Origin of the sequence: Sedimentitalea nanhaiensis DSM 24252 (genome assembly GCF_000473225.1) — a bacterium.
GTDB classification, from domain to species: domain Bacteria; phylum Pseudomonadota; class Alphaproteobacteria; order Rhodobacterales; family Rhodobacteraceae; genus Sedimentitalea; species Sedimentitalea nanhaiensis.
Genome location: NZ_KI421509.1, coordinates 3,967,419 through 3,986,312, shown reverse-complemented (window position 1 = coordinate 3,986,312; position 18,894 = coordinate 3,967,419). Strand labels below are relative to the sequence as shown.

Sequence of the window (18,894 nt, the reverse complement as noted above, 5' to 3'; positions counted from 1 at the left end):
GCGCTCAGCTTTCTTGCAACAGCAGCTTCTGTTCTTCAATCAGGTGCAGCTTGATAAACTCGACCGCCGATTCCACATCGCGTGAAGCTATGGCGTTGAAGAGCGTATTATAACGTTGTTGATAATCCTGAATCCTTTTCGGCGTCAGATGGCGTCGCAAAAGAGCTGTTCGAAAACTCTGGCGGCAGGCTTCGATGGTCAGGTTGTAGCACGACGCCAGCAACGGGTTGTGGGTGCCTTCAGCGATCTTGCGGTAGATTTCCTCCTCGTATCTGACAAAGTCTTCGACATCGGCGCGCACAGCTTCGATACGGGAGAGAACCGTGTCCAGTTCCTCGATCTGACGGGGGGTCATGTTAATCACCGCCAGGCGCACCATTTCCGGTTCCAGAATGCCGCGCACGACCAGGTGATCCAGCGGGCTGGTATCCTGTGCGATCGAGCTAAAGCTGGAACGGGCGGGCGGGGTCGAGCGGTAGGTCACGAAACTGCCCGATCCTGCGCGGCGGCGGATGACCTGTCGCGATTCCAGAACATCCAGCGCCTCGCGCACAGTATTACGCGCTACGCCCAGTTCCGACGCCAGGCTGCGCTCTGATGGCAGACGGGTGTCGCTTGGGTATTCGCCCGACTTGATGCGGGCGAACAGGCTGTCAATCACCACTTGAACGGTGGCGCCCACGGAATGCGTGGCAATCATGTGGGACGTGCGCTGGTCGTCGGCAGCTGTCATGTTCTGTTCCCCGGTTACAGCGTAGGGCCTGCCCGGAATGGGCCGGCGCAGGCTTTCGCTGCCAATAGCGCCACGATGGATGCTGCGCAATCCTGACGGCCGGTTATGGCGGCCGCCATATACGGCGGATTCTAGCGCAGTCGACCGTGCAAGGCAAATATGGTCCTATAATTGGCCTGAAACCGGTCCTTATATTTTAGTCCAAAAGATGAGCGGCAAGCGCATGTTTTTGTACTGAAAATTGCGAAAATCCCAGCATTATCAGGCGCGGCGCAACGCTAAACTTACCTGAAAGGAAAGAAAATTTCTTGTAGGGCAGGCCAGTTCTTGCTAACGTCAGGTCAGAAACCGAACCGGTTCTCTCGTTTTGGTATAAAACTGGTCTCTCCCGGCTCGATCCATGCGGGCGCAACGCCGGTTCGGTTTCAACAACAATAAACCGCGCGAACGCATGCGGAGCCAACACGGAGAATTAAATGATTTCGAACCTGGTCAAAGCCGGCCTAACGCGCCGGACGTTCCTTCAATCCAGCGCAGTCACTGCAATCAGCGCGGGGTTGCCCGGTGCCGCTTTTGCGGCCGACAAGACCATCAAGATCGGTTTTCTGGCCCCGCTGACCGGCGCGGTTGCCGCCTGGGGCAAGCCCGGGCTGGACGGCTGTCAGATCTGGGCCGAGCGGGTCAATGCGGCTGGCGGTATCAAACTGGGTGATGACAGTTACACCGTCGAGCTGGTATCCTATGACAATGAATACGACCCGGCCAAGGCGCGCACCGGCGCGACCAAGCTGATCCGCGAGGATGGCGTCAGTTTCATCATGATGCTGGGGGGCGACACCTGGCCCGGCGTGCAGCCGGTGGCCGACAGGACGGGGATGCTGTTCTCGACCCTGCTGCCGTCGGATTTGTCGCCAGACACCGCCACGCTTTTTGCCCCGACCGAGGTACACCCGATCTATCTGGTCACCGGGGTCGAATGGCTGGCCGAGAACCGGCCCGAGTTGAAAACCGCGGTGATGTGCGCGCAGGACGATGCCCTGGGCCTGCCTTCGGTCGCCACATATCTGGCCGCTTTTGAAGCCGCGGGAATTGAAATGCTGGACGAGCCGCTGCTGTTCGATCCGGCCACCACGGATTTTGCGCCTGTGGTCACCCGCCTGCTCAGCAAGAACCCGGACATCGTCTGTCTGGACACCTGTTATTCGGATTATGTGCATCCGATCGCCGAACAGCTGTTTCAGCAGGGCTTTACCGGTCAGATCATCTCGGCCACCGCCGATTTCTACGACCAGATGATCGCCAAGACATCCAAGGAATTCATGGAAGGGTTCATCTTCCAGTTCCCGGATTTCGATGATCCGGCCCTGAATGGCGACAATATCAATTTTGAGGATCCCAACGGGTTCTACGCCACCTATAACGAACGTCACCCGGGTCAGTGGGGGGCGGTCAGCTGGGAATATGCCTCGATCATGGATTTGTGGAAGGCCGCCGCCGAAAAGGCCGGATCGGCGGCGCCGGATGCGGTGGCCGCAGCGATGAAAGAGGGTGGAACGGGCAACCACGCATTTGGCGATGCCAAATGGTGGGGAACCGAATTGTTCGGTATCGACAATGCACTGGTCGGCGACTGGCCGGTGGTCGTGATCCAGGACGGCAAGGCCGTGATCAAGGGGTTCCGCTCGATTCCCGATTGGTACGATAAACACGGCGATCTGCTGGTCAAGCACATGCAGGCCTATGACCAGATGTGGGATCAGCGCAGCTGATCCGTCCGCGGTAAGCGCGCGATCCTGAGCGGCGTGGTTGGGTCCACGCCGCGCCGATACCCCTTTGCAAACGAGGCTAATATGTTGGACCTCTTGGCGCAGACCGGCCTGAACGCCGTTTATGCCGCAAGTTATATTTCTCTGGTCGCCGTCGGCCTGGTGCTGATCTTTGGAGTCATGGGCGTGGTGAATTTCGCGCATGGCGAATTGTTCATGGTCGGGGCCTATGCCGTCGTGGCGCTGTACGCCGATCTGCAGGTGCCTTTCTTTGTCGCCGTGGCCGCAGGGCTGATCTTTGTCGGCTGTCTGGGCCTGGTGATGGAGCGTGCCCTGTTTCGACCGTTGCGCGATAATCCCTTGGGGGGGTTGGTCGCCTCGATCGGGTTCCTGATGATCCTGCAGTCGCTGGCAGTCCTGGGTTTTGGTGTGCGGATGGAGCATATCCCGCCGGTGACCCAGGAGGTTCTCAGCCTTGGCGACAAGGTGCGCCTTCCGGTTGCGCGGCTGTATGTCATCGTCGCGGCAATCGTGCTGTTGTCGTCCCTGTGGTATTTCCTGAAGCGCACCCGGTTCGGTTGGGCGTTGCGGGCCTCGGCCCAGGATCCGGAGGCGGCGATGTTGCAAGGCATCTCGATCAATCAAACCGCGCGGATCGCCATGTTCATCGGTGCCGGGCTTGCGGGTGTGGCTGGCGCGCTGACCGCGCCGCTGGTCTCGGTCAACCCTCATATGGGGCATTCAGTGATCGTGACGGCGTTCATCGTGATTATTGTTGGTGGGGTTGGGTCGCTGGAAGGGGCCATTGTGGCGTCGGTGGCCTATGCCTTTGTGCATACATTTGTGACCACCTTCTATGACGGGGTCCTTGCGGACATCGTGGGGTTGTCCCTGATGCTGATCGTTCTGATCGTCAAGCCGACGGGCCTGTTTGGGAGTGCGGATCGTGCCTAAGTACATTGTCTGGATGGTCTTGCTGGTCGCGCTGTTGCTGCTGCCGCACGGGTTGAGTTTTTCACAACAGGAAATCCTGGTCTTTCTGACCATCAACGTCCTTGTGGTCGCGTCCTATCGGTTGCTCACGCTGACGGGAGAATGGTCGCTGGGCCATGTGGTTATCATGGGTGTAGGGGCCTATGCCAGCGCGCTGTTTTCCAAGAAACTGGGCATTTATGTACCGGTTACGATGCTGTTGGGTGGCATCACGGCGGCGTTGGTGGCGGTGATCCTGTCTTTTCCACTGTTTCGCATGAAAGGGTTCTATTTTCTGATCGGCAGCTTTGCCGCATCAGAGATCATCCGCCTGCTGTGGAAACGATTTCGCGATCCCTTTGGCGGGGCCAAAGGCATCAAGGGGATTGATCCGATGCCGGACTTTTCGATCGGCATCTACGACTTCGATTTCTTCGAGCCGGTCTCGTACTACTACTTTTCCGGATTTATCGTAGCCATCTGCCTTTGGATCCTGTGGCGGATCGAGAAATCGCCCGTCGGGCTAACCTTTCATGCGGTCCACTGGCAGGACAAGCTGGCCGAAGCCTCGGGGGTCAACCTGCGCGCCTATCGCACTCTGGCCTTTGCCATCGCCTCCGGTTTTGCCGGGATCGCCGGGGCGCTGCTGGCGCATTACATCGGCACGATCAATCCCAACAGCTTTGATGTCGAGGTGATGGTGTTTGTGCTGACGTGGGCCATCGTCGGCGGCACGGCCACATTCTATGGGCCGATCCTGGGCTGTATCGTGCTGACCGTGCTGAACGAGATTGTCTTGCGCGAACTGGGGTTCGAGCAGATGCGGCCGCTGATCTATGGCGCTGTCATGATCCTGTCGATCCTGTTCCTGCCCAACGGGTTGGAAAGTCTTGTGCAGAAATTCAGCCAACGGCGCGCGGACGGCCTCGCCCCGAACAAAGCCAGCAAAGGGGCTGCGGAATGACCCATTTTCTTGAGGTGCGCGATCTGACCATGCGGTTCGGCGGGCTGGTCGCGGTGGACCGGCTGTCTTTTACGGTTGAACATGGCACCATCCACGGGCTGATCGGTCCCAACGGAGCGGGCAAGACCACGACGTTCAACATGATCTCTGGGTTCTACAAACCCACCGAAGGGGCGGTTTTGCTGCGTGGGGAAGATATTTCGGGGCTCAAGATGCACGAGGTCGCCCGGCGCGGCGTGGTGAGAACCTTTCAACATTCGACCCTGTTTGCGGAGTTGACCGTGCTGGAAAATGCATTGGTCGGCACTCATATGCCGTTTCGTCCCAACATCTTTGCCGCCATCGTCGGTTGGGACAAGGAAGACCGGCGTGGCGCACAGGCCCGCGCGATGGAGGCGCTGGAGTTCTTCAACCTTGACGGTCTGGCGCAGGAAATCGCTGGCGATCTCAGCCACGGGCACCAGCGCGCGCTTGGCATGGCGGTGGCCTTTGCCAGCCATCCCGACGTGATCCTGCTGGACGAACCCTTTACTGGCATGAACCCGGAAGAGACGCGACAGATGATGGGGTTGATGCGCCGCTTGCGCGATGACGGTATCACCATCCTGATCGTCGAGCATGACATGCAGGCAATCATGGGGCTGTGCGACACCATCACCTGTATGAGTTTTGGCAAGTTCCTGGCCGAAGGCGGACCTCGCGAAATCCGCAATCATCCGGCGGTGATCGAAGCTTATCTGGGAGGTGCCCGCCATGTTGCTTGAGATGAAGAACATTGCCGTCAACTATGGCAAGATCAACGCCATCCGGAATATCTCGATCGCGGTGCCCGAGGGCAAGATCGTCACCATCATCGGCGGCAATGGCGCGGGCAAGACCACCACCCTGCGGGCAATGTCGGGGATGTTGCCGATCACGACAGGCGAAATCACTTTTGACGGCAAGCGGATCGACGGGCAGCCTGCCAACAAGGTGGTTGCCCACGGTATTGCCCATGTACCCGAAGGCCGCCGCATCTTTCCCGGCATGACGGTCGAGGAAAACCTGCGCACCGGTGCGTTTTTGCGCCGGGACAAGGATGCGGTCGAAAACGATCTGGAAGATGTGTTTCGCCGCTTTCCGCGGCTGCGTGAGCGCCGTACGCAACGGGCCCAGACCATGTCGGGCGGGGAACAGCAGATGCTGGCCATCGGGCGGGCGCTGATGTCCAAGCCGCGCCTGCTGTTGATGGACGAACCTTCAATGGGCCTGGCTCCGGTGATTGTCGAGGAAATCGCGCAGATCATCGAGGAAATCAACGCCAACGGCCTGTCGGTCGTTCTGGTTGAGCAGAACGCCGAATTGGCGCTGGAACTGGCGGATTACGCCTATGTCCTGGAAACCGGAAACGCCGCACTGGAGGGACCCGCACATGAGCTTCACGACAATGAGCATGTTCGCGCCGCATATCTGGGGGTCTGAACGGGATGCCGAGATGCGCGCGGCGCGCGCAGCCGGTTGGCGGCGGGCAGATCTGATCTGGGAGCGGCTTCTGGAGGTTGCAAACCGGGACTGGTTGGCCAACGATCGTGGCCGCGCCCGTCGCCATTTCCGGCAGGCCGATTTTGTTGCCAGGCTTTTTTTTGCCGCCACCGACCCGCGCCGGGCCACCGCACAGGCCGGGCTTGCAATACTGGCGCGTCACTATGGCCAGTTGGGTCGGGCCGAGCGGTTTCAACGCCGGGCATTGCTGCATTGGCAGAACGCAGCAGACAATATCGCGGCCATGGAGATCCGGCCACGGACCCGATCGAGCCTGTTCCATTTACGCCTGGAAGTGCTGCACCGCGACCGGTTTCACGACAACCTGCGGCGCCGTATTCAGGGCTTTACGACCGAAACCGGCGATACGCTGCGCAACCTGACCAGCGGTGGCCCGGCCCCGCATCGGCATTTTGCACGCTGGAGGGGCGAGCGCCCGGCGGTGTTTGACGATACCCGAAAAATGCTGGCGGCCTGCCTGCTGATCCCCGACAGCTGAATGCCGCCGCGGTCGGCACGTAATCCAGTTTCGCCCGATTGAACCGGCGAAATCCCTATCTGCCCCTCTGGTGTCCGCCGTGCCAATATTGCACTGTCGCGCCGAATGGATTTGGGGGGCGGAATGCGGGCATCCTACTTGAAACTGTGTCAATGGCTGGACAGGGTTACGGCGCTGATCTGCGGGTTGGCTTGCGGGGTTCTGACCCTGTCGGTTTTGACGATCGTCGTGGCGCGGTTCGGCTTTAACGCCGGGCGGATCGAGGTGCAGAACCTGGCTGGATATGCCTTTGCGGTGATGTTGGTCATGACCATACCCTATACCTTGGCACGTGACGGGCATGTGCGTGTCGAGGTACTGTCCGAGCGCCTGTCGGATGCCTATCTGCGTCGGGCCGATGTGGTGGGGTTGCTGCTGTTTCTAATCCCGGTTTTCGGGTTGATGGGCTGGGCCTTTCTGCCCGATCTGGCCTATAGTTGGTCGATCCGGGAAGGTTCGGTGGAAACCGGTGGGCTGGCCGGCGTCTATCTGGTCAAGACCATGTTGCCTGTCGCCGCCTTACTGACCGTCTTGCAGGGTATTGCGGCGGTGTTGCGTCCAAGCAGGGTGGCGCAATGATCGCGCAGGAATTGTTCCTGGGATTGATGTTGCTGGGCCTGTTTGCGGGCATCCTCAGCGGCATCCCTGCGATGCTGGCGATCGCCGGCGTTCCGCTGGTTACGGCGGTGTTGGGCAGCCTTCTGGGTGTGTTCGATCTGACCTTTCTCAACTTTTTTCCGGCGCGGGTTTACGGCGTGATGTCCAATCCGCTGCTGATGGCCGTGCCGCTGTTTGTGCTGATGGGTGTGCTGCTGGAGAAATCCCGGCTGGCCGAGGACATGCTGGCGGTGCTGGCACGCATGCTGGGCGGCAGTCCGCGCGGCATGGCGCTGTCGGTGTTGGCCTTTTCTGCGATCATAGCGGCCTCGACAGGTATCATCGGGGCGACGGTCGTAATGCTGGTGCTGATCAGCTTGCCCGCGATGCAGCAGGCGGGTGTGCCCAAGCGGACGGCCAGTGGCATCATCTGCGCCTCGGGAACTTTGGGGCAGATTATTCCGCCCTCGATCCTGCTGGTGCTGCTGGGCGATCAGATAGGCAATGCCTATCTCGAAGCGCAGCAAAAGGCGGGGAATTTTGCCCCTGACCCGGTGTCGGTCGGGGATCTCTTTGCCGGGGCGCTGTTGCCCGGATTGATGCTGGTCGGGCTGTATGCGGTCTATATCCTGATCGTTCTGCGGCCCACGAATGGCGCGCGCCCGCGCGTGCCGTCCGATGTCACGGCGGGCGAGATCGTGGCCAGTTTCCTGCCGCCGCTGTTGCTGATCCTGTCGGTTCTGGGCTCCATCCTTGCCGGGATCGCCACCACGACCGAAGCCGCCGGGTTGGGGGCCATCGGGGCGCTGTTGCTGGCCGGATACCGCGATACAGGCACCCTGCGCGGCGCGCGACCGCTGATCCTGGCGGCGGCTTTGGCGGCGGCGGTACTGGTCTTTCTGTCGTTTGCCGGTATTGCCGCACAGACGCTCGCGCTGATCGCTGCGGCCCTGATCGGCCTTGGCACATTGGCCGCTGGCCTGCGGCTGTGGCGCGCGGGCGTGATGGCGGGGGCTGTGGGCGAAACGCTGAAAATTTCAGGAATGGTGTTTGGCATCGTCATCGCCGCCTCGTTGCTGGCGCTTGTTTTTCGCGGCTTTGGCGGAGATCATATGGTCGAGGCAATGATGGCCGGTATGCCCGGTGGCACCTGGGGCGCACTGGCGCTGGTTATGGCGATCGTCTTCGTGCTTGGCTTTATCCTCGAAGCGGTCGAGATCATCTATATCGTGGTGCCGCTGCTGGGGCCGCCGCTGCTGGGCACCGATCTGTCGCCGGTCTGGTTCGGGGTGCTTTTGGCGATGAACCTGCAAACCAGCTTTCTGACGCCGCCGTTCGGCTTTGCGCTGTTTTATTTTCGATCTGCCGCGCCGCGCGATATCACAACCGGCGATATTTATCTTGGTGTCCTGCCTTTTGTGGCCTTGCAATTGATCGCGCTTGGCGTCCTGATCGCCGTACCTGGGCTGGCTACCTGGCTACCCACATTGATTTTCCGTTGATAACCGAGGAGCAAGTCACATGAAACGCAGAACTTTCCTGACCACCGGCGTCACCATGGCCGCTGCCGCGCCGCTGGCCAGCCCGGCCATCGCGCAGGGCAAGATTCAGTGGAATCTGCCCACGGCATTCCCAAAGAACGCGCCCGGCGTTGGCACCAACGTCACCACCTTTGCCGAAAAGGTTGCCGCCATGTCCGATGGGCGGCTGACGTTTACGGTCTATGGCGGCGGCGAACTGGTTCCGCCCTTTGCGGTCGAGGATGCGGTGCAGTCTGGCAACGCGCCTGCCGGGCACGGGCCGACATACTATGCCGCAGGCAAGAATCCGGCTCTGCACTGGTTCACTGCGGTGCCGTTTGGCATGACGGCTGGCGAACAGGTGGCCTGGTTGAGATGGGGCGGCGGGCAGGAAATCTGGGACGACATCTATGCGCAGCGGGGGCTGAAGCCTTTCTATTCCGGCAACTCGGGCACCCAGTCGGCAGGCTGGTTCAAGAACGAGATCAACAGCGTCGCGGACCTGCAGGGATTGAACATGCGCATTGCCGGTCTGGGCGGCGAGGTGTTCCGCAAGCTGGGCGTGAACGCAGTTCTGATGCCGCCGCCGGAAATCTTCCAGTCGTTGCAGTCGGGTGCCATCGACGCGGCCGAATGGGTCGGGCCGATGCTGGACCAGGCGTTTGGGCTGCAGAAAATTACCAAGCTGTGCTATCTGCCCGCGCTGACCGAGCCCGGGGCAGGGCTGGCGGTGGTATTCAACAAGGACGCTTGGGACGAACTGCCTGCCGACCTGCGGGCGATTTGCGAAAACGCGGCCGCTGCGGCGGCGCTGGAAAACCATGCGCAGTTCGATTTCTTCAACGCTCAGGCGATGGCTTCGCTGCGCGAGGACGGCGTCGACTTCCGTCAGTTTCCCGAAGATGTGATCGGCGCAGCGCGGGTGGCCTGGGGTGAAGTTCAAGAGGAGCTAACCGCTGCAAACGAGGATGTGGCACGGGTGCGTGAAAGCTATGACACCTATCTGGCGAATGCGCAGGACTATGCCGCCGCAATGACTTTGCCAATGCTTGCCGGACGCGGGTAAAATACAGGACGGGCGCGGCACCGGCCCGCGCCCGCCCGAGCCGGGAAGGCGATAAACCCTCGCCCGGACCGTCACCGATTGCCAGGCGTCAGCCGTAGTTGCCCTTGACCCGTTCCTTGGTTGGGTCGAAATGCGGGAAGGGCACGATGGTTGCCAACAGACGTTTCTGATCGCCATCCAGCCGTCCTATTTCGACCTGCGCGCCCAGTTCCGAATGGGCCACGTCCAGCCGCGCCAGCGCAATCACCTTGCCCAGAACCGGCGATTTCACCGCAGATGTGACGACGCCGATCTGCGGTTTGCCGACATGAACGCAATCGCCCGGAGTCGGCACGATTCCCCCGGCCAGTTCCAATCCGACCAGCTGTTTCTGTGGGTTCGCTTTGCGTCGCTCCAATGCGGCGCGGCCGATGAAATCGTCCTCTTTGCTCTTCAGCGGCACGGTAAAGCCGATGCCGGCCTCCATCGGGTCGGTCTGATCGTCGAATTCCGAGCCGGCAAAGATCAACCCCGCCTCGATGCGCAACATGTCCAGTGCGTTCAGCCCCAGAGGGATCATGCCCATCGGCTCTCCGGCCTGCCAGACAGCGTCGAACACCGCGGTGGCGTCCTTGGGGTGGCAGAATATCTCGTACCCCAGTTCGCCGGAATAGCCGGTGCGGCTGATCACGACGGACGGGCCGTGGAAATCGCCGATACGACCGATCGCCAGACGAAACCAGGGCAGTTCCTCGACCGTGGCCTGTTGCGGTGGAGTCCAGATCACCTGTTTCAGGATGTCCCGGCTCAGCGGACCCTGCACAGCGATGTTGCAATGATGATCGGTCGAAGCCCGCACCCAAGCGTTCATCCCGCGTTCGGTGGCCTGCTTGCGCAGCCACAACCCCGACTGGTCGTTGCCGCCAATCCAGCGAAAATTCGTCTCGCCCAGCCGGTAAACCGTGCCGTCGTCGATCATGCCGCCATGTTCGTAGCACATCGCGGTATAGACAATGCCACCCACCGCCAGTTTCTTGATGTTGCGGGTCACGCAAAGCTGCATCAACTCTTCGGCGTCCGGGCCTGTGACCTCATATTTGCGCAGCGGGCTGAGGTCCATGACCACCGCCTTTTCCCGCGCTGCCCAATATTCGGCGATCGCGCCGTGATTGGTCATCTGGCTGGGCAACCAATAGCCCGCATATTCGGTGAAATCGCGGGTATGACGCGCAAAGCAATCATGAAAGCCTGTCTTTTTCGTTTGTTCCACATCCGCCTCCGGAGTTTTGCGCCAGCCGATCGAACGGCTGAATTCGTTGGATTTATCATAGGTGCGGACCTGGATGTCCGTTGGGTTCCAGCCATTGGCCGGGTCCACATCACAGGGACAGGCGGTCGACACGCAGACCAGATCGGTGAGCGCGCGCAGCAGCACATAGTCGCCGGGGCGTGAATAGGGGTCGTCCATGCTGATCGCATTGGCGTCGTCCAGCATGGTGTTGAAGAAAAAGTTGATCGCTGGCCATCCACCGCGCGGACGCACGCCATGGGCGGCCAATTCACGGTTCATGTTGTCTGAACAGTTGATATGGCCGGGATAGCCAAGATCCTCGTAGTAGCGCGCGGTGCAGGCCAGGCCGAAGGTGTCGTGCCGCCCGACGGTGTCGCGCACGATCTCGACCAATGGCTCCTGATCGACCGAGAAGTATTTCGAAAAGATGCCCGGTGCCGGGTAAAGCGACCCCATCAAGGACCGCGTTGTGGTTGGGTCGATCTCGCGTTCCAGGCCGCGATCCAGCGCGCGTTGTGAAAATGCCTGAAAATCGGAACATTCCCGTCCCTGCACATCCAACACCTGAATGAACTGTCCCTTGCGGACTTCATAGGGTTTTGCCTCGCCGGGCCGGATGTTGAAATCCATCAATGGATCGGCCAACGGGTCCGGCGGCAACAGGCCGCTCCTGGCCATGTCCGGGTTGGCCCGGCGGATGTACAAGGCCACCTCTGTCGGAGCCCATTGTTCGTGCGGTTCCATCGCACCGCCCGCCGCACAGACGATCAGCAGCCCGTCGCAGGCGGCGACAAAGCTGCGGAATTCACCGGGGCGCGAGCCGCCCTCAAAAATCACTGTGCCATCTGCACGGGCGATGTCGAACCCGGCGGCGTCCAGCGCCCGTACCACGCGCGCGCCCGAAGGATCGCCCAGCAGCGCTGCCTTGAGCCCAGCGGGATCACGCCCGCCGGTGGCCCCTATCATGCCTGCGTCGGATCGCCCGTCCGGTGCGAAAAACACCAGTTCGACGGGCTGCAGGCCTTCGCGATCCTGTACGGTGATCTCGTCGCCCTGCTCAACACGGACCGCGCGGCTGCCCCCGCCTGGAACGGGATAGCGTTCTACACCGTGGGGCAGGATCGGCAACCCGGGCGTCAAAACGCCCGCGCGTTCGTAGGGCACCGGAAAAATCGGGTTTGTGTTCATGGCTGTCGTTCCGATTGATTGCGTTCGAGAGGACTTGTCTTGCCGTAGCCCGCCACCAGCGGATCGGCCAAAGTGAGTACGGTAAACCTGTGTTGTGACCCAACCCTCTGGCTGATCGAAACGCTGGTGCGATAGATTTTGCCGTCGGAAACGGTCATTTCGCCTTGTAGCATCAGAAATTCTTGCATGCGCGGGCGCCTGTACGAGGTGCGTCGGGTCATAGTAGGGAAGGCAACTTGCTTGCCCGATGTCCAATCAGCGCTATGGCCAATGGCATCGATGGTGTCCGCGGCGATCTCTTGCTGACGCGGGATCCACCGTGCCTAACTCGATCGACCGGATCCGAACAGGTCTATGGCTACCCGACCACGTGACTCATTTCGATCCGCGAGGGCAAGGCGTGTTGGGGTCATGTCGGCTCCTGTGGGTTGGCAGCTTTTCGGGACGTGATTCTTGTTCGATCATGGTTTTCTCGAACTGCCAAGAACTGTGGCCCTAAACGGATTTTTTGCTGAATGTTTTTTTGATACGCTGTGCCTCAGGAAATTGGGGGCATCTGGATTCGGCGGCGCAGCGGTCTGTGTACCATGGCTTGGGAGTACCCTTTTGACCCATAGAACTTATGAGCAATAACAAAGGCTTTCATCGGAAAATGTCTAAAGGTAAATCGTCCCTTCCGCCATTGGACTATCTATTGGCTTTTGAGGCCGCAGCCGAATGCGAGAGCTTTGTCGGGGCATCCAAAAAGCTGAACATCAGTGAAACTGCCATCAGCCGCAAGGTTCGCCTGCTGGAGTTGCACCATGATGTGACGTTGTTTCTGCGCGGTCATCGGTCGATCAGCCTGACACCGCAAGGTGTGTCGTACCTAAGCCGAATCCAGCCGGCGCTGCGGGATCTGCGAGAGGCCTCCAGCCAGATTGTTGCACAGCAAAAGAACAAGCCGGTGACGTTAGCGGCGACAAATTCGGTTGCATCCCTGTGGCTGATGCCCCGGCTGCGCGATTTCAGTCAAACCAGCAAACACGTCAAGATCAAGCTCGTCGCGTCAGACAATGACGAGGAATGCCTGTCCGAAACGGTCGACCTGGCGATTCTGAGAGGAGACGGTCGTTGGCCGGGGTTTGAGGCGCGGATGCTGTTCGGGGAGACTGTGTTTCCGGTCTGCTCGCCAGACTACCTGCAGGCTCATCCACGGGCGGGCGATCTGGAAACCCTGCCGCAGCTGGATCTGATCGAGGTTTCATCGAGCCATAGAGAGTGGATGAACTGGAAAACCTGGCTTCGGCGCGCGGGTGGCACCCGGCGCGAGCCCACGCAGGCGGTGTTGTTCAACACCTACCCGCTGTCAATTCAGGCGGCGGTGGACGGTTTGGGGATCGCGCTGGGGTGGGGGCATCTTGTCGACCCTTACATCGAACAGGGCAAGCTGGTGCGTCCGGTAGAGTCGGTCAATGTGCGTACTGAATACGGTTACTACCTTTTGAAGTCGGAGAATGCGCTGCAATCTGACGACCGGCAGGTGGTCGAGGACTGGTTGATGGGGATCAGCAAGGCGCGACATCGGTATGGTGCGATCGTAACCTAGGGTTGAATTTGGCAACATGTCGCATATTGTGAGGTGTTTGTCCGATATGCCCTTAATTTTTTCTGGAATTCCCACAAACTCGTGTCGCAAATGAACGAGGTCATTCATGCGATACTCTGGTCTGAGGGTCATCAAGGAAGCTTTGACGGGACACAAGGGCTGGAAAGCAGCCTGGCGTGATCCTGAGCCGCAACCGTCCTATGATTACGTCATCATCGGCGGCGGTGGGCACGGGTTGGCAACCGCCTATTATCTGGCCAAACAGTTCGGCAAGAAACGCATCGCGGTGATCGAAAAGGGCTGGATCGGCGGCGGCAATGTGGGCCGCAACACCACGATCATCCGCAGCAACTATCTGCTGGACGGCAACGAGCCGTTCTATGAATTCTCGCTAAAGCTCTGGGAGGGGCTGGAGCAGGATCTGAACTATAACGCCATGGTCAGCCAGCGCGGCATCCTGAACCTGATCCATTCCGACCCGCAGCGCGACGCCTTTGTGCGCCGCGGCAATGCGATGATCCTGAACGGAGCGGATGCCGAATTGCTGAGCGCCGACCAGATCCGGGCCGAGTATCCGTTCCTGAATTTCAACGACGCCCGGTTCCCGATCAAGGGCGGTCTCGCGCAGCGGCGCGGGGGCACTGTGCGCCATGACGCGGTCGCCTGGGGATATGCGCGGGGGGCCGACAGCCATGGCGTGGACATCATCCAGAATTGCGAGGTCACCGGGTTCCGTATCGAAGACGGTGTCTGCAAGGGCGTCGAGACCAGCCGCGGGTTCATAGGGGCAGGCAAGGTCGCGGCATGTGTCGCCGGATCATCGGGGCGGCTGATGGCCAAGGCCGGCATGCGCCTGCCGATCGAGAGCCACGTGCTGCAGGCCTTTGTCAGCGAAGGTCTGAAGCCGGTTCTTCCCGGCGTCATCACCTATGGGGCAGGGCACTTCTATTGCAGCCAATCCGACAAGGGCGGGCTGGTGTTTGGTGGCGATCTCGATGGCTATAACTCTTATGCCCAACGCGGCAACCTGCCGGTTGTCGAAGATGTCTGCGAAAGCGGCATGTCCCTGATCCCGGCAATGGGTCGTGCGCGTTTGCTGCGGATGTGGGGCGGCATCATGGACATGTCGATGGACGGCAGCCCGATTATCGACCGCACCCATATCGAGGGGCTGTATTTCAACGGTGGCTGGTGTTACGGCGGCTTCAAGGCCACCCCGGCCTCGGGCTTTGTCTATGCGCATCTGCTGGCCACCGACACGCCGCACGACACTGCCACCGCCTATCGGTTCGATCGGTTCAGGCGCGGCTATATGATCGACGAAAAAGGCATGGGCGCACAGCCCAACCTGCATTAGGGGACCCGGACCATGATTATCAATCACCCGCTTCTGGGGCCGCGTGACAGCCAGGAATTCACCTATCTGGGCGATGCGTCGCTGATCGACCGCCCCGACTGGCAGGCCGAGAATGCCGTGGATCAGTTCCACGACTATCTCTACCTGCGCGACAACCCGGCAGGCAGCCATCGCGAACTGTGGTTCCACGAAACCGGCGACCGCAGCTGGCTGGTTGTGACGCGCGACACCACCACCCATGAAATCACAGCCGTAGAACTGGCCCGCGATGTGGCCCGTGCACGAGGGCGCAGCAAATGAGCCAGATCAACCGATTGAATGGCGGGCAGATCGACACCTCCCGCAGCCTGACTTTCCGCTTTGACGGTACCCGCTATCAGGGCCATCCCGGCGACACGCTGGCCTCGGCGCTGATGGCCAATGGCGTGCGCCTGATGGGGCGGTCGTTCAAATATCACCGCCCGCGCGGCGTGCTGACATCGGGCAGTGAAGAGCCAAACGCGCTGGTCGAGCTGCGCAGCGGCGCACGGCAGGAACCCAACACCCGCGCCACCACCGCCGAGCTGTTTGACGGGTTGGAGGCGCGCAGCCAGAACCGGTTTCCGTCGCTCAAGTTCGACGCCATGGCGATCAACGATCGGTTCAGCAACTTTCTGACCGCCGGGTTTTATTACAAGACCTTCATGTGGCCGGCGGCTTTCTGGGAAAAGCTGTACGAACCGATTATCCGCAAGGCCGCCGGTCTGGGTTCGCTGTCTCTGCAGGACGATCCGGACGAATATGACAAGGGGTTCCTGCATTGCGATCTGCTGATCGTCGGGGCAGGGCCATCGGGTCTGGCTGCCGCACTGACTGCCGGGCGGTCCGGGGCGCGGGTGATCCTGGCAGATGAGGATTTTGCCTTTGGCGGGCGCTTGAACTCCGAGACGTTTTCGCTGGGCGAAGATGCTGCGGCTGAGTGGGTTGCCCGGACGCTTGCAGAGCTAAATGCGCTGCCAAACGTGCGTTGCATGATCCGTACCACTGTAATCGGTGCGTTCGACCACGGCATCTGCGGCGCGGTCGAACGGGTGTCGGACCACCTGCCGGTGCCCGCGCCGGGCAAGCCCCGCCAGATCCTGTGGCGGATCTATGCCAAGCGGACACTGCTGTGTGCCGGAGCCATCGAGCGCCCGATTGCCTTTGAAAACAACGACCGACCCGGCATCATGCTCGCCGGTGCCATGCGCGCTTATGTCAACCGTTGGGCCGCAACTCCGGCACAAAAGGTCGCCGTGTTCACCAACAATGACGACGGGCATCGCACCGCTGTCGATCTGATCGCCAAGGGGGTCAATGTGGCTGCGGTGATTGACCCGCGCCCAGATGCGCCGCGTGTGGCAGATTGCGAATTGCTTGCCGGAGCGCAGGTTACCGATACTTCCGGTCGCCTGGGGCTGAAATTTATCGAGGTACAACTGGCGGACGGGTCCGAGCGCACTATCGAATGCGGCGCGCTTGGCGTGTCGGGCGGCTGGAACCCGAATGTGCACATGACTTGCCATCAGCGCGGGCGACCGGTCTGGGATGCGGGTATCGCGGCCTTTGTTCCGGGCGATGACGGGCCAGCGGGTCTGACCGTTGCAGGGGCGGCGGATGGGGCCTTTTCGACCCACGCGGCCCTGACCACGGGAGCGTCTCAGGCGGCTGCGTCCCTGGAGCAATTGGGCATCGCTGCGAAACCGGTCGATCTGCCCGCAGCCGAAGACACCCCGGTGAACCTGAAACCCTTCTGGTACGTCAAAGGCGGCAAGGGCCGCGCCTGGCTGGATCAGCAGAACGATGTGACCGTCAAGGACGTCAAGCTGGCCCATCAGGAGAACTTTCGTTCTGTCGAGCATCTGAAACGCTATACGACGCTGGGCATGGCCACGGATCAGGGCAAGACATCGAACATGGGCGGGTTGGCGATCATGGCCGAACTTGCCGGAAAATCCATCCCCGAGGTGGGGACCACGATCTTTCGGCCGCCGTATACGCCGGTCGCCATGGGAGCGCTTGGCGGGCGATCGCGGGGCAAGCATTTTCACCCGGTGCGCGAAACGCCCAGCCACAAATGGGCCACCGAACAGGGTGCGGTCTTTGTCGAGACCGGCAACTGGCTGCGGGCACAATGGTTCCCGAAACCGGGCGAAACCGAATGGCGGCAAAGCGTTGACCGCGAGGTGCGCGCCGTGCGCGGTTCGGTCGGGGTGTGCGACGTGACGACTTTGGGCAAGATCGACGTACAAGGCACTGATGCGGCACAATTTCTCAACAAGGTCTATGCCAATGCCTTTGCCAAGCTGGCAGTGGGCAAAACCCGGTATGGGCTGATGTTGCGCGAGGACGGAATCGCCATGGATGATGGCACCACGGCGCGGTTGGCCGAGGATCATTTCGTGATGACCACCACCACGGCAAACGCGGTTGGGGTCTATCGTCACCTGGAGTTTGTGCATCAGTGCCTGTGCCCGGACATGGACGTGCAGCTGATTTCGACCACCGAAGCCTGGGCGCAATACGCGGTGGCCGGTCCAAACAGTCGCAAGCTGTTGCAAAAGATCGTCGATCCTGAATTCGACATCAGCAATGAAGGGTTCGAGTTCATGGCCTGCCGTGAAATCACGGTCTGCGGCGGTCTGCGCGCGCGGTTGTTCCGGATTTCGTTCTCGGGCGAACTTGCCTATGAAATCGCGGTGCCGACGCGGTATGGCGATGCGCTGATCCGGCGATTGATGACGGCAGGTGCGGAATTCGATGTGGTAGCCTATGGCACCGAAGCGCTTGGCGTCATGCGGATCGAAAAGGGTCATGCGGCAGGCAACGAGCTGAATGGCACCACCACGGCGCTGAATCTGGGTATGGGGCGCATGGTGTCCAAGAAGAAAGACGCTATCGGATCAACCCTGTCCGAGCGTGAAGGGCTGAACCGCGACGACGCGCTGGCGTTGGTCGGTTTCAAGCCCCAGGACAGCAGCGCCAAGGTCACGGCGGGTGGCCATCTGATGGAGTTGGGAACGCCGGTCGATGCATCTCATAATCAGGGTTATGTAACATCTGCCTGTTATTCACCGATCCTGAATTCGTCGATTGGCATCGGCTTCCTGAAAGATGGCGCCAACCGTATGGGCGAGACCCTGCGTCTTGTCAGCCCGTTGACCGGCAGCGAGGTGCAAGTCGATGTCGTCAGTGCCCATTTTGTCGACCCTAAAGGAGACCGTCTGCGTGCTTGATCTCACTCCCCTGACCGCCCTTGGCGGCACAACCGCCCGCGTCGATAGTTTCGACGGCTTGCGGATTTCCGAATGTCCGGATTGGGCGCTGGCCTCGGTGGCCGCACGGCTGGGTCAGGAACCGGCTATGGCCAGCGCCGCGCGGGCGTTTCTTGGCATGGCGCTGCCGGATGTGGCGCGAACCGCAGAACCGGATCCGTTCGGGGTGTTCTGGATCGGACCCGACCAATGGATGATCGAAGCCCCGCATGACACCCACGAGTCTCTTGCGGCGCAGATCAAGGCGGCACTGGGCGACACCGCCTCGGTCACAGAACAGACAGATGGCTGGGTGCGGTTCGACTTGCAGGGAGAGCGCTGTCACGACGTTCTGGAGCGACTGTGCAACGCCGATACCCGCTCGATGGCACCGGGTTCCGTGACCCGAACCCGGCTGGAGCATCTGGGCTGTCTTCTGATCCGTCGCCCGCAGGACGATCATTTCAGCGTCCTTGGCCCACGTTCGTCCGCCCGCTCAATCCATCATGCACTGATGACGGCGGCGACCAGCGCAATCTGAC

Annotated in this window: 17 protein-coding genes; 14 read left to right on the top strand and 3 right to left on the bottom strand. The window is 60.7% G+C overall.

What is annotated here, in order from left to right; translation table 11 throughout:
• Nucleotides 1-4 precede the first annotated feature (4 nt).
• Nucleotides 5-733 carry a FadR/GntR family transcriptional regulator gene (locus tag NANH_RS0121745; RefSeq protein WP_027263945.1) on the bottom strand — a complete coding sequence of 243 codons (729 nt, stop codon included), beginning with the start codon at nucleotides 731-733 and terminating at the stop codon, nucleotides 5-7.
• 476 nt (nucleotides 734-1,209) lie between these two features.
• Between NANH_RS0121745 and NANH_RS0121740 the strand changes: the two genes are divergently transcribed.
• From NANH_RS0121740 to NANH_RS0121700, 9 genes are all read left to right on the top strand, one after another.
• Nucleotides 1,210-2,502 (top strand): ABC transporter substrate-binding protein, encoded by a 1,293-nt coding sequence (locus NANH_RS0121740; RefSeq protein WP_027263944.1) that lies wholly within the window; start codon nucleotides 1,210-1,212, stop codon nucleotides 2,500-2,502.
• An 81-nt stretch (nucleotides 2,503-2,583) separates the two neighbouring features.
• Nucleotides 2,584-3,453, top strand: coding sequence for a branched-chain amino acid ABC transporter permease (locus NANH_RS0121735; protein WP_027263943.1), 870 nt, complete (start codon nucleotides 2,584-2,586; stop codon nucleotides 3,451-3,453).
• Nucleotides 3,446-4,435 carry a branched-chain amino acid ABC transporter permease gene (locus NANH_RS0121730; RefSeq protein ID WP_245601492.1) on the top strand — a complete coding sequence of 330 codons (990 nt, stop codon included), beginning with the start codon at nucleotides 3,446-3,448 and terminating at the stop codon, nucleotides 4,433-4,435. Before NANH_RS0121735 ends, NANH_RS0121730 begins: the two co-directional genes overlap by 8 nt.
• Complete coding sequence (locus NANH_RS0121725; protein ID WP_027263941.1) at nucleotides 4,432-5,199, top strand: ABC transporter ATP-binding protein; 768 nt, start codon at nucleotides 4,432-4,434, stop codon at nucleotides 5,197-5,199. The genes NANH_RS0121730 and NANH_RS0121725 overlap by 4 nt, the downstream gene beginning before the upstream one ends.
• Complete coding sequence (locus NANH_RS0121720) at nucleotides 5,189-5,896, top strand: ABC transporter ATP-binding protein (protein ID WP_036050206.1); 708 nt, start codon at nucleotides 5,189-5,191, stop codon at nucleotides 5,894-5,896. Before NANH_RS0121725 ends, NANH_RS0121720 begins: the two co-directional genes overlap by 11 nt.
• The gene (locus NANH_RS0121715; protein ID WP_245601491.1) at nucleotides 5,847-6,455 is read left to right on the top strand and encodes a tetratricopeptide repeat-containing protein; all 609 of its coding nucleotides are present in this window, start codon (nucleotides 5,847-5,849) and stop codon (nucleotides 6,453-6,455) included. The genes NANH_RS0121720 and NANH_RS0121715 overlap by 50 nt, the downstream gene beginning before the upstream one ends.
• 123 nt (nucleotides 6,456-6,578) lie before the next feature.
• Entirely contained in the window at nucleotides 6,579-7,073 is a 495-nt protein-coding gene (locus NANH_RS0121710) for a TRAP transporter small permease subunit (protein WP_027263938.1), read from the top strand.
• Nucleotides 7,070-8,593 carry a TRAP transporter large permease gene (locus NANH_RS0121705; protein WP_027263937.1) on the top strand — a complete coding sequence of 508 codons (1,524 nt, stop codon included), beginning with the start codon at nucleotides 7,070-7,072 and terminating at the stop codon, nucleotides 8,591-8,593. The genes NANH_RS0121710 and NANH_RS0121705 overlap by 4 nt, the downstream gene beginning before the upstream one ends.
• Nucleotides 8,594-8,612: 19 nt before the next feature.
• Nucleotides 8,613-9,677, top strand: a complete 1,065-nt coding sequence (locus NANH_RS0121700; protein ID WP_027263936.1) for a TRAP transporter substrate-binding protein — start codon at nucleotides 8,613-8,615, stop codon at nucleotides 9,675-9,677.
• A gap of 88 nt (nucleotides 9,678-9,765) precedes the next feature.
• Here the strand turns inward: NANH_RS0121700 and NANH_RS0121695 are convergent, their stop codons facing one another.
• Both NANH_RS0121695 and NANH_RS0121690 read right to left on the bottom strand, forming a co-directional pair.
• Nucleotides 9,766-12,135, bottom strand: coding sequence for a DUF1989 domain-containing protein (locus NANH_RS0121695; RefSeq protein ID WP_027263935.1), 2,370 nt, complete (start codon nucleotides 12,133-12,135; stop codon nucleotides 9,766-9,768).
• A complete protein-coding gene (locus NANH_RS0121690) occupies nucleotides 12,132-12,323 on the bottom strand; it encodes a hypothetical protein (RefSeq protein ID WP_027263934.1) in 192 nt (63 codons plus the stop codon). Before NANH_RS0121690 ends, NANH_RS0121695 begins: the two co-directional genes overlap by 4 nt.
• A 464-nt stretch (nucleotides 12,324-12,787) precedes the next feature.
• Between NANH_RS0121690 and NANH_RS0121685 the strand changes: the two genes are divergently transcribed.
• The 5 genes from NANH_RS0121685 (at nucleotide 12,788) to NANH_RS0121665 (ending at nucleotide 18,893) form a co-directional block, all read left to right on the top strand.
• Nucleotides 12,788-13,723 carry a LysR substrate-binding domain-containing protein gene (locus tag NANH_RS0121685; RefSeq protein WP_027263933.1) on the top strand — a complete coding sequence of 312 codons (936 nt, stop codon included), beginning with the start codon at nucleotides 12,788-12,790 and terminating at the stop codon, nucleotides 13,721-13,723.
• A 106-nt stretch (nucleotides 13,724-13,829) separates the two neighbouring features.
• Nucleotides 13,830-15,080: a sarcosine oxidase subunit beta family protein gene (locus NANH_RS0121680; protein ID WP_027263932.1), complete on the top strand. Its 1,251-nt coding sequence runs from the start codon at nucleotides 13,830-13,832 to the stop codon at nucleotides 15,078-15,080.
• A 12-nt stretch (nucleotides 15,081-15,092) separates the two neighbouring features.
• Entirely contained in the window at nucleotides 15,093-15,380 is a 288-nt protein-coding gene (locus NANH_RS0121675) for a sarcosine oxidase subunit delta (protein WP_027263931.1), read from the top strand.
• The gene (locus NANH_RS0121670) at nucleotides 15,377-18,334 is read left to right on the top strand and encodes a sarcosine oxidase subunit alpha family protein (protein WP_027263930.1); all 2,958 of its coding nucleotides are present in this window, start codon (nucleotides 15,377-15,379) and stop codon (nucleotides 18,332-18,334) included. The genes NANH_RS0121675 and NANH_RS0121670 overlap by 4 nt, the downstream gene beginning before the upstream one ends.
• Nucleotides 18,327-18,893, top strand: coding sequence for a sarcosine oxidase subunit gamma (locus NANH_RS0121665; protein ID WP_027263929.1), 567 nt, complete (start codon nucleotides 18,327-18,329; stop codon nucleotides 18,891-18,893). Before NANH_RS0121670 ends, NANH_RS0121665 begins: the two co-directional genes overlap by 8 nt.
• Nucleotide 18,894: the final 1 nt, after the last annotated feature.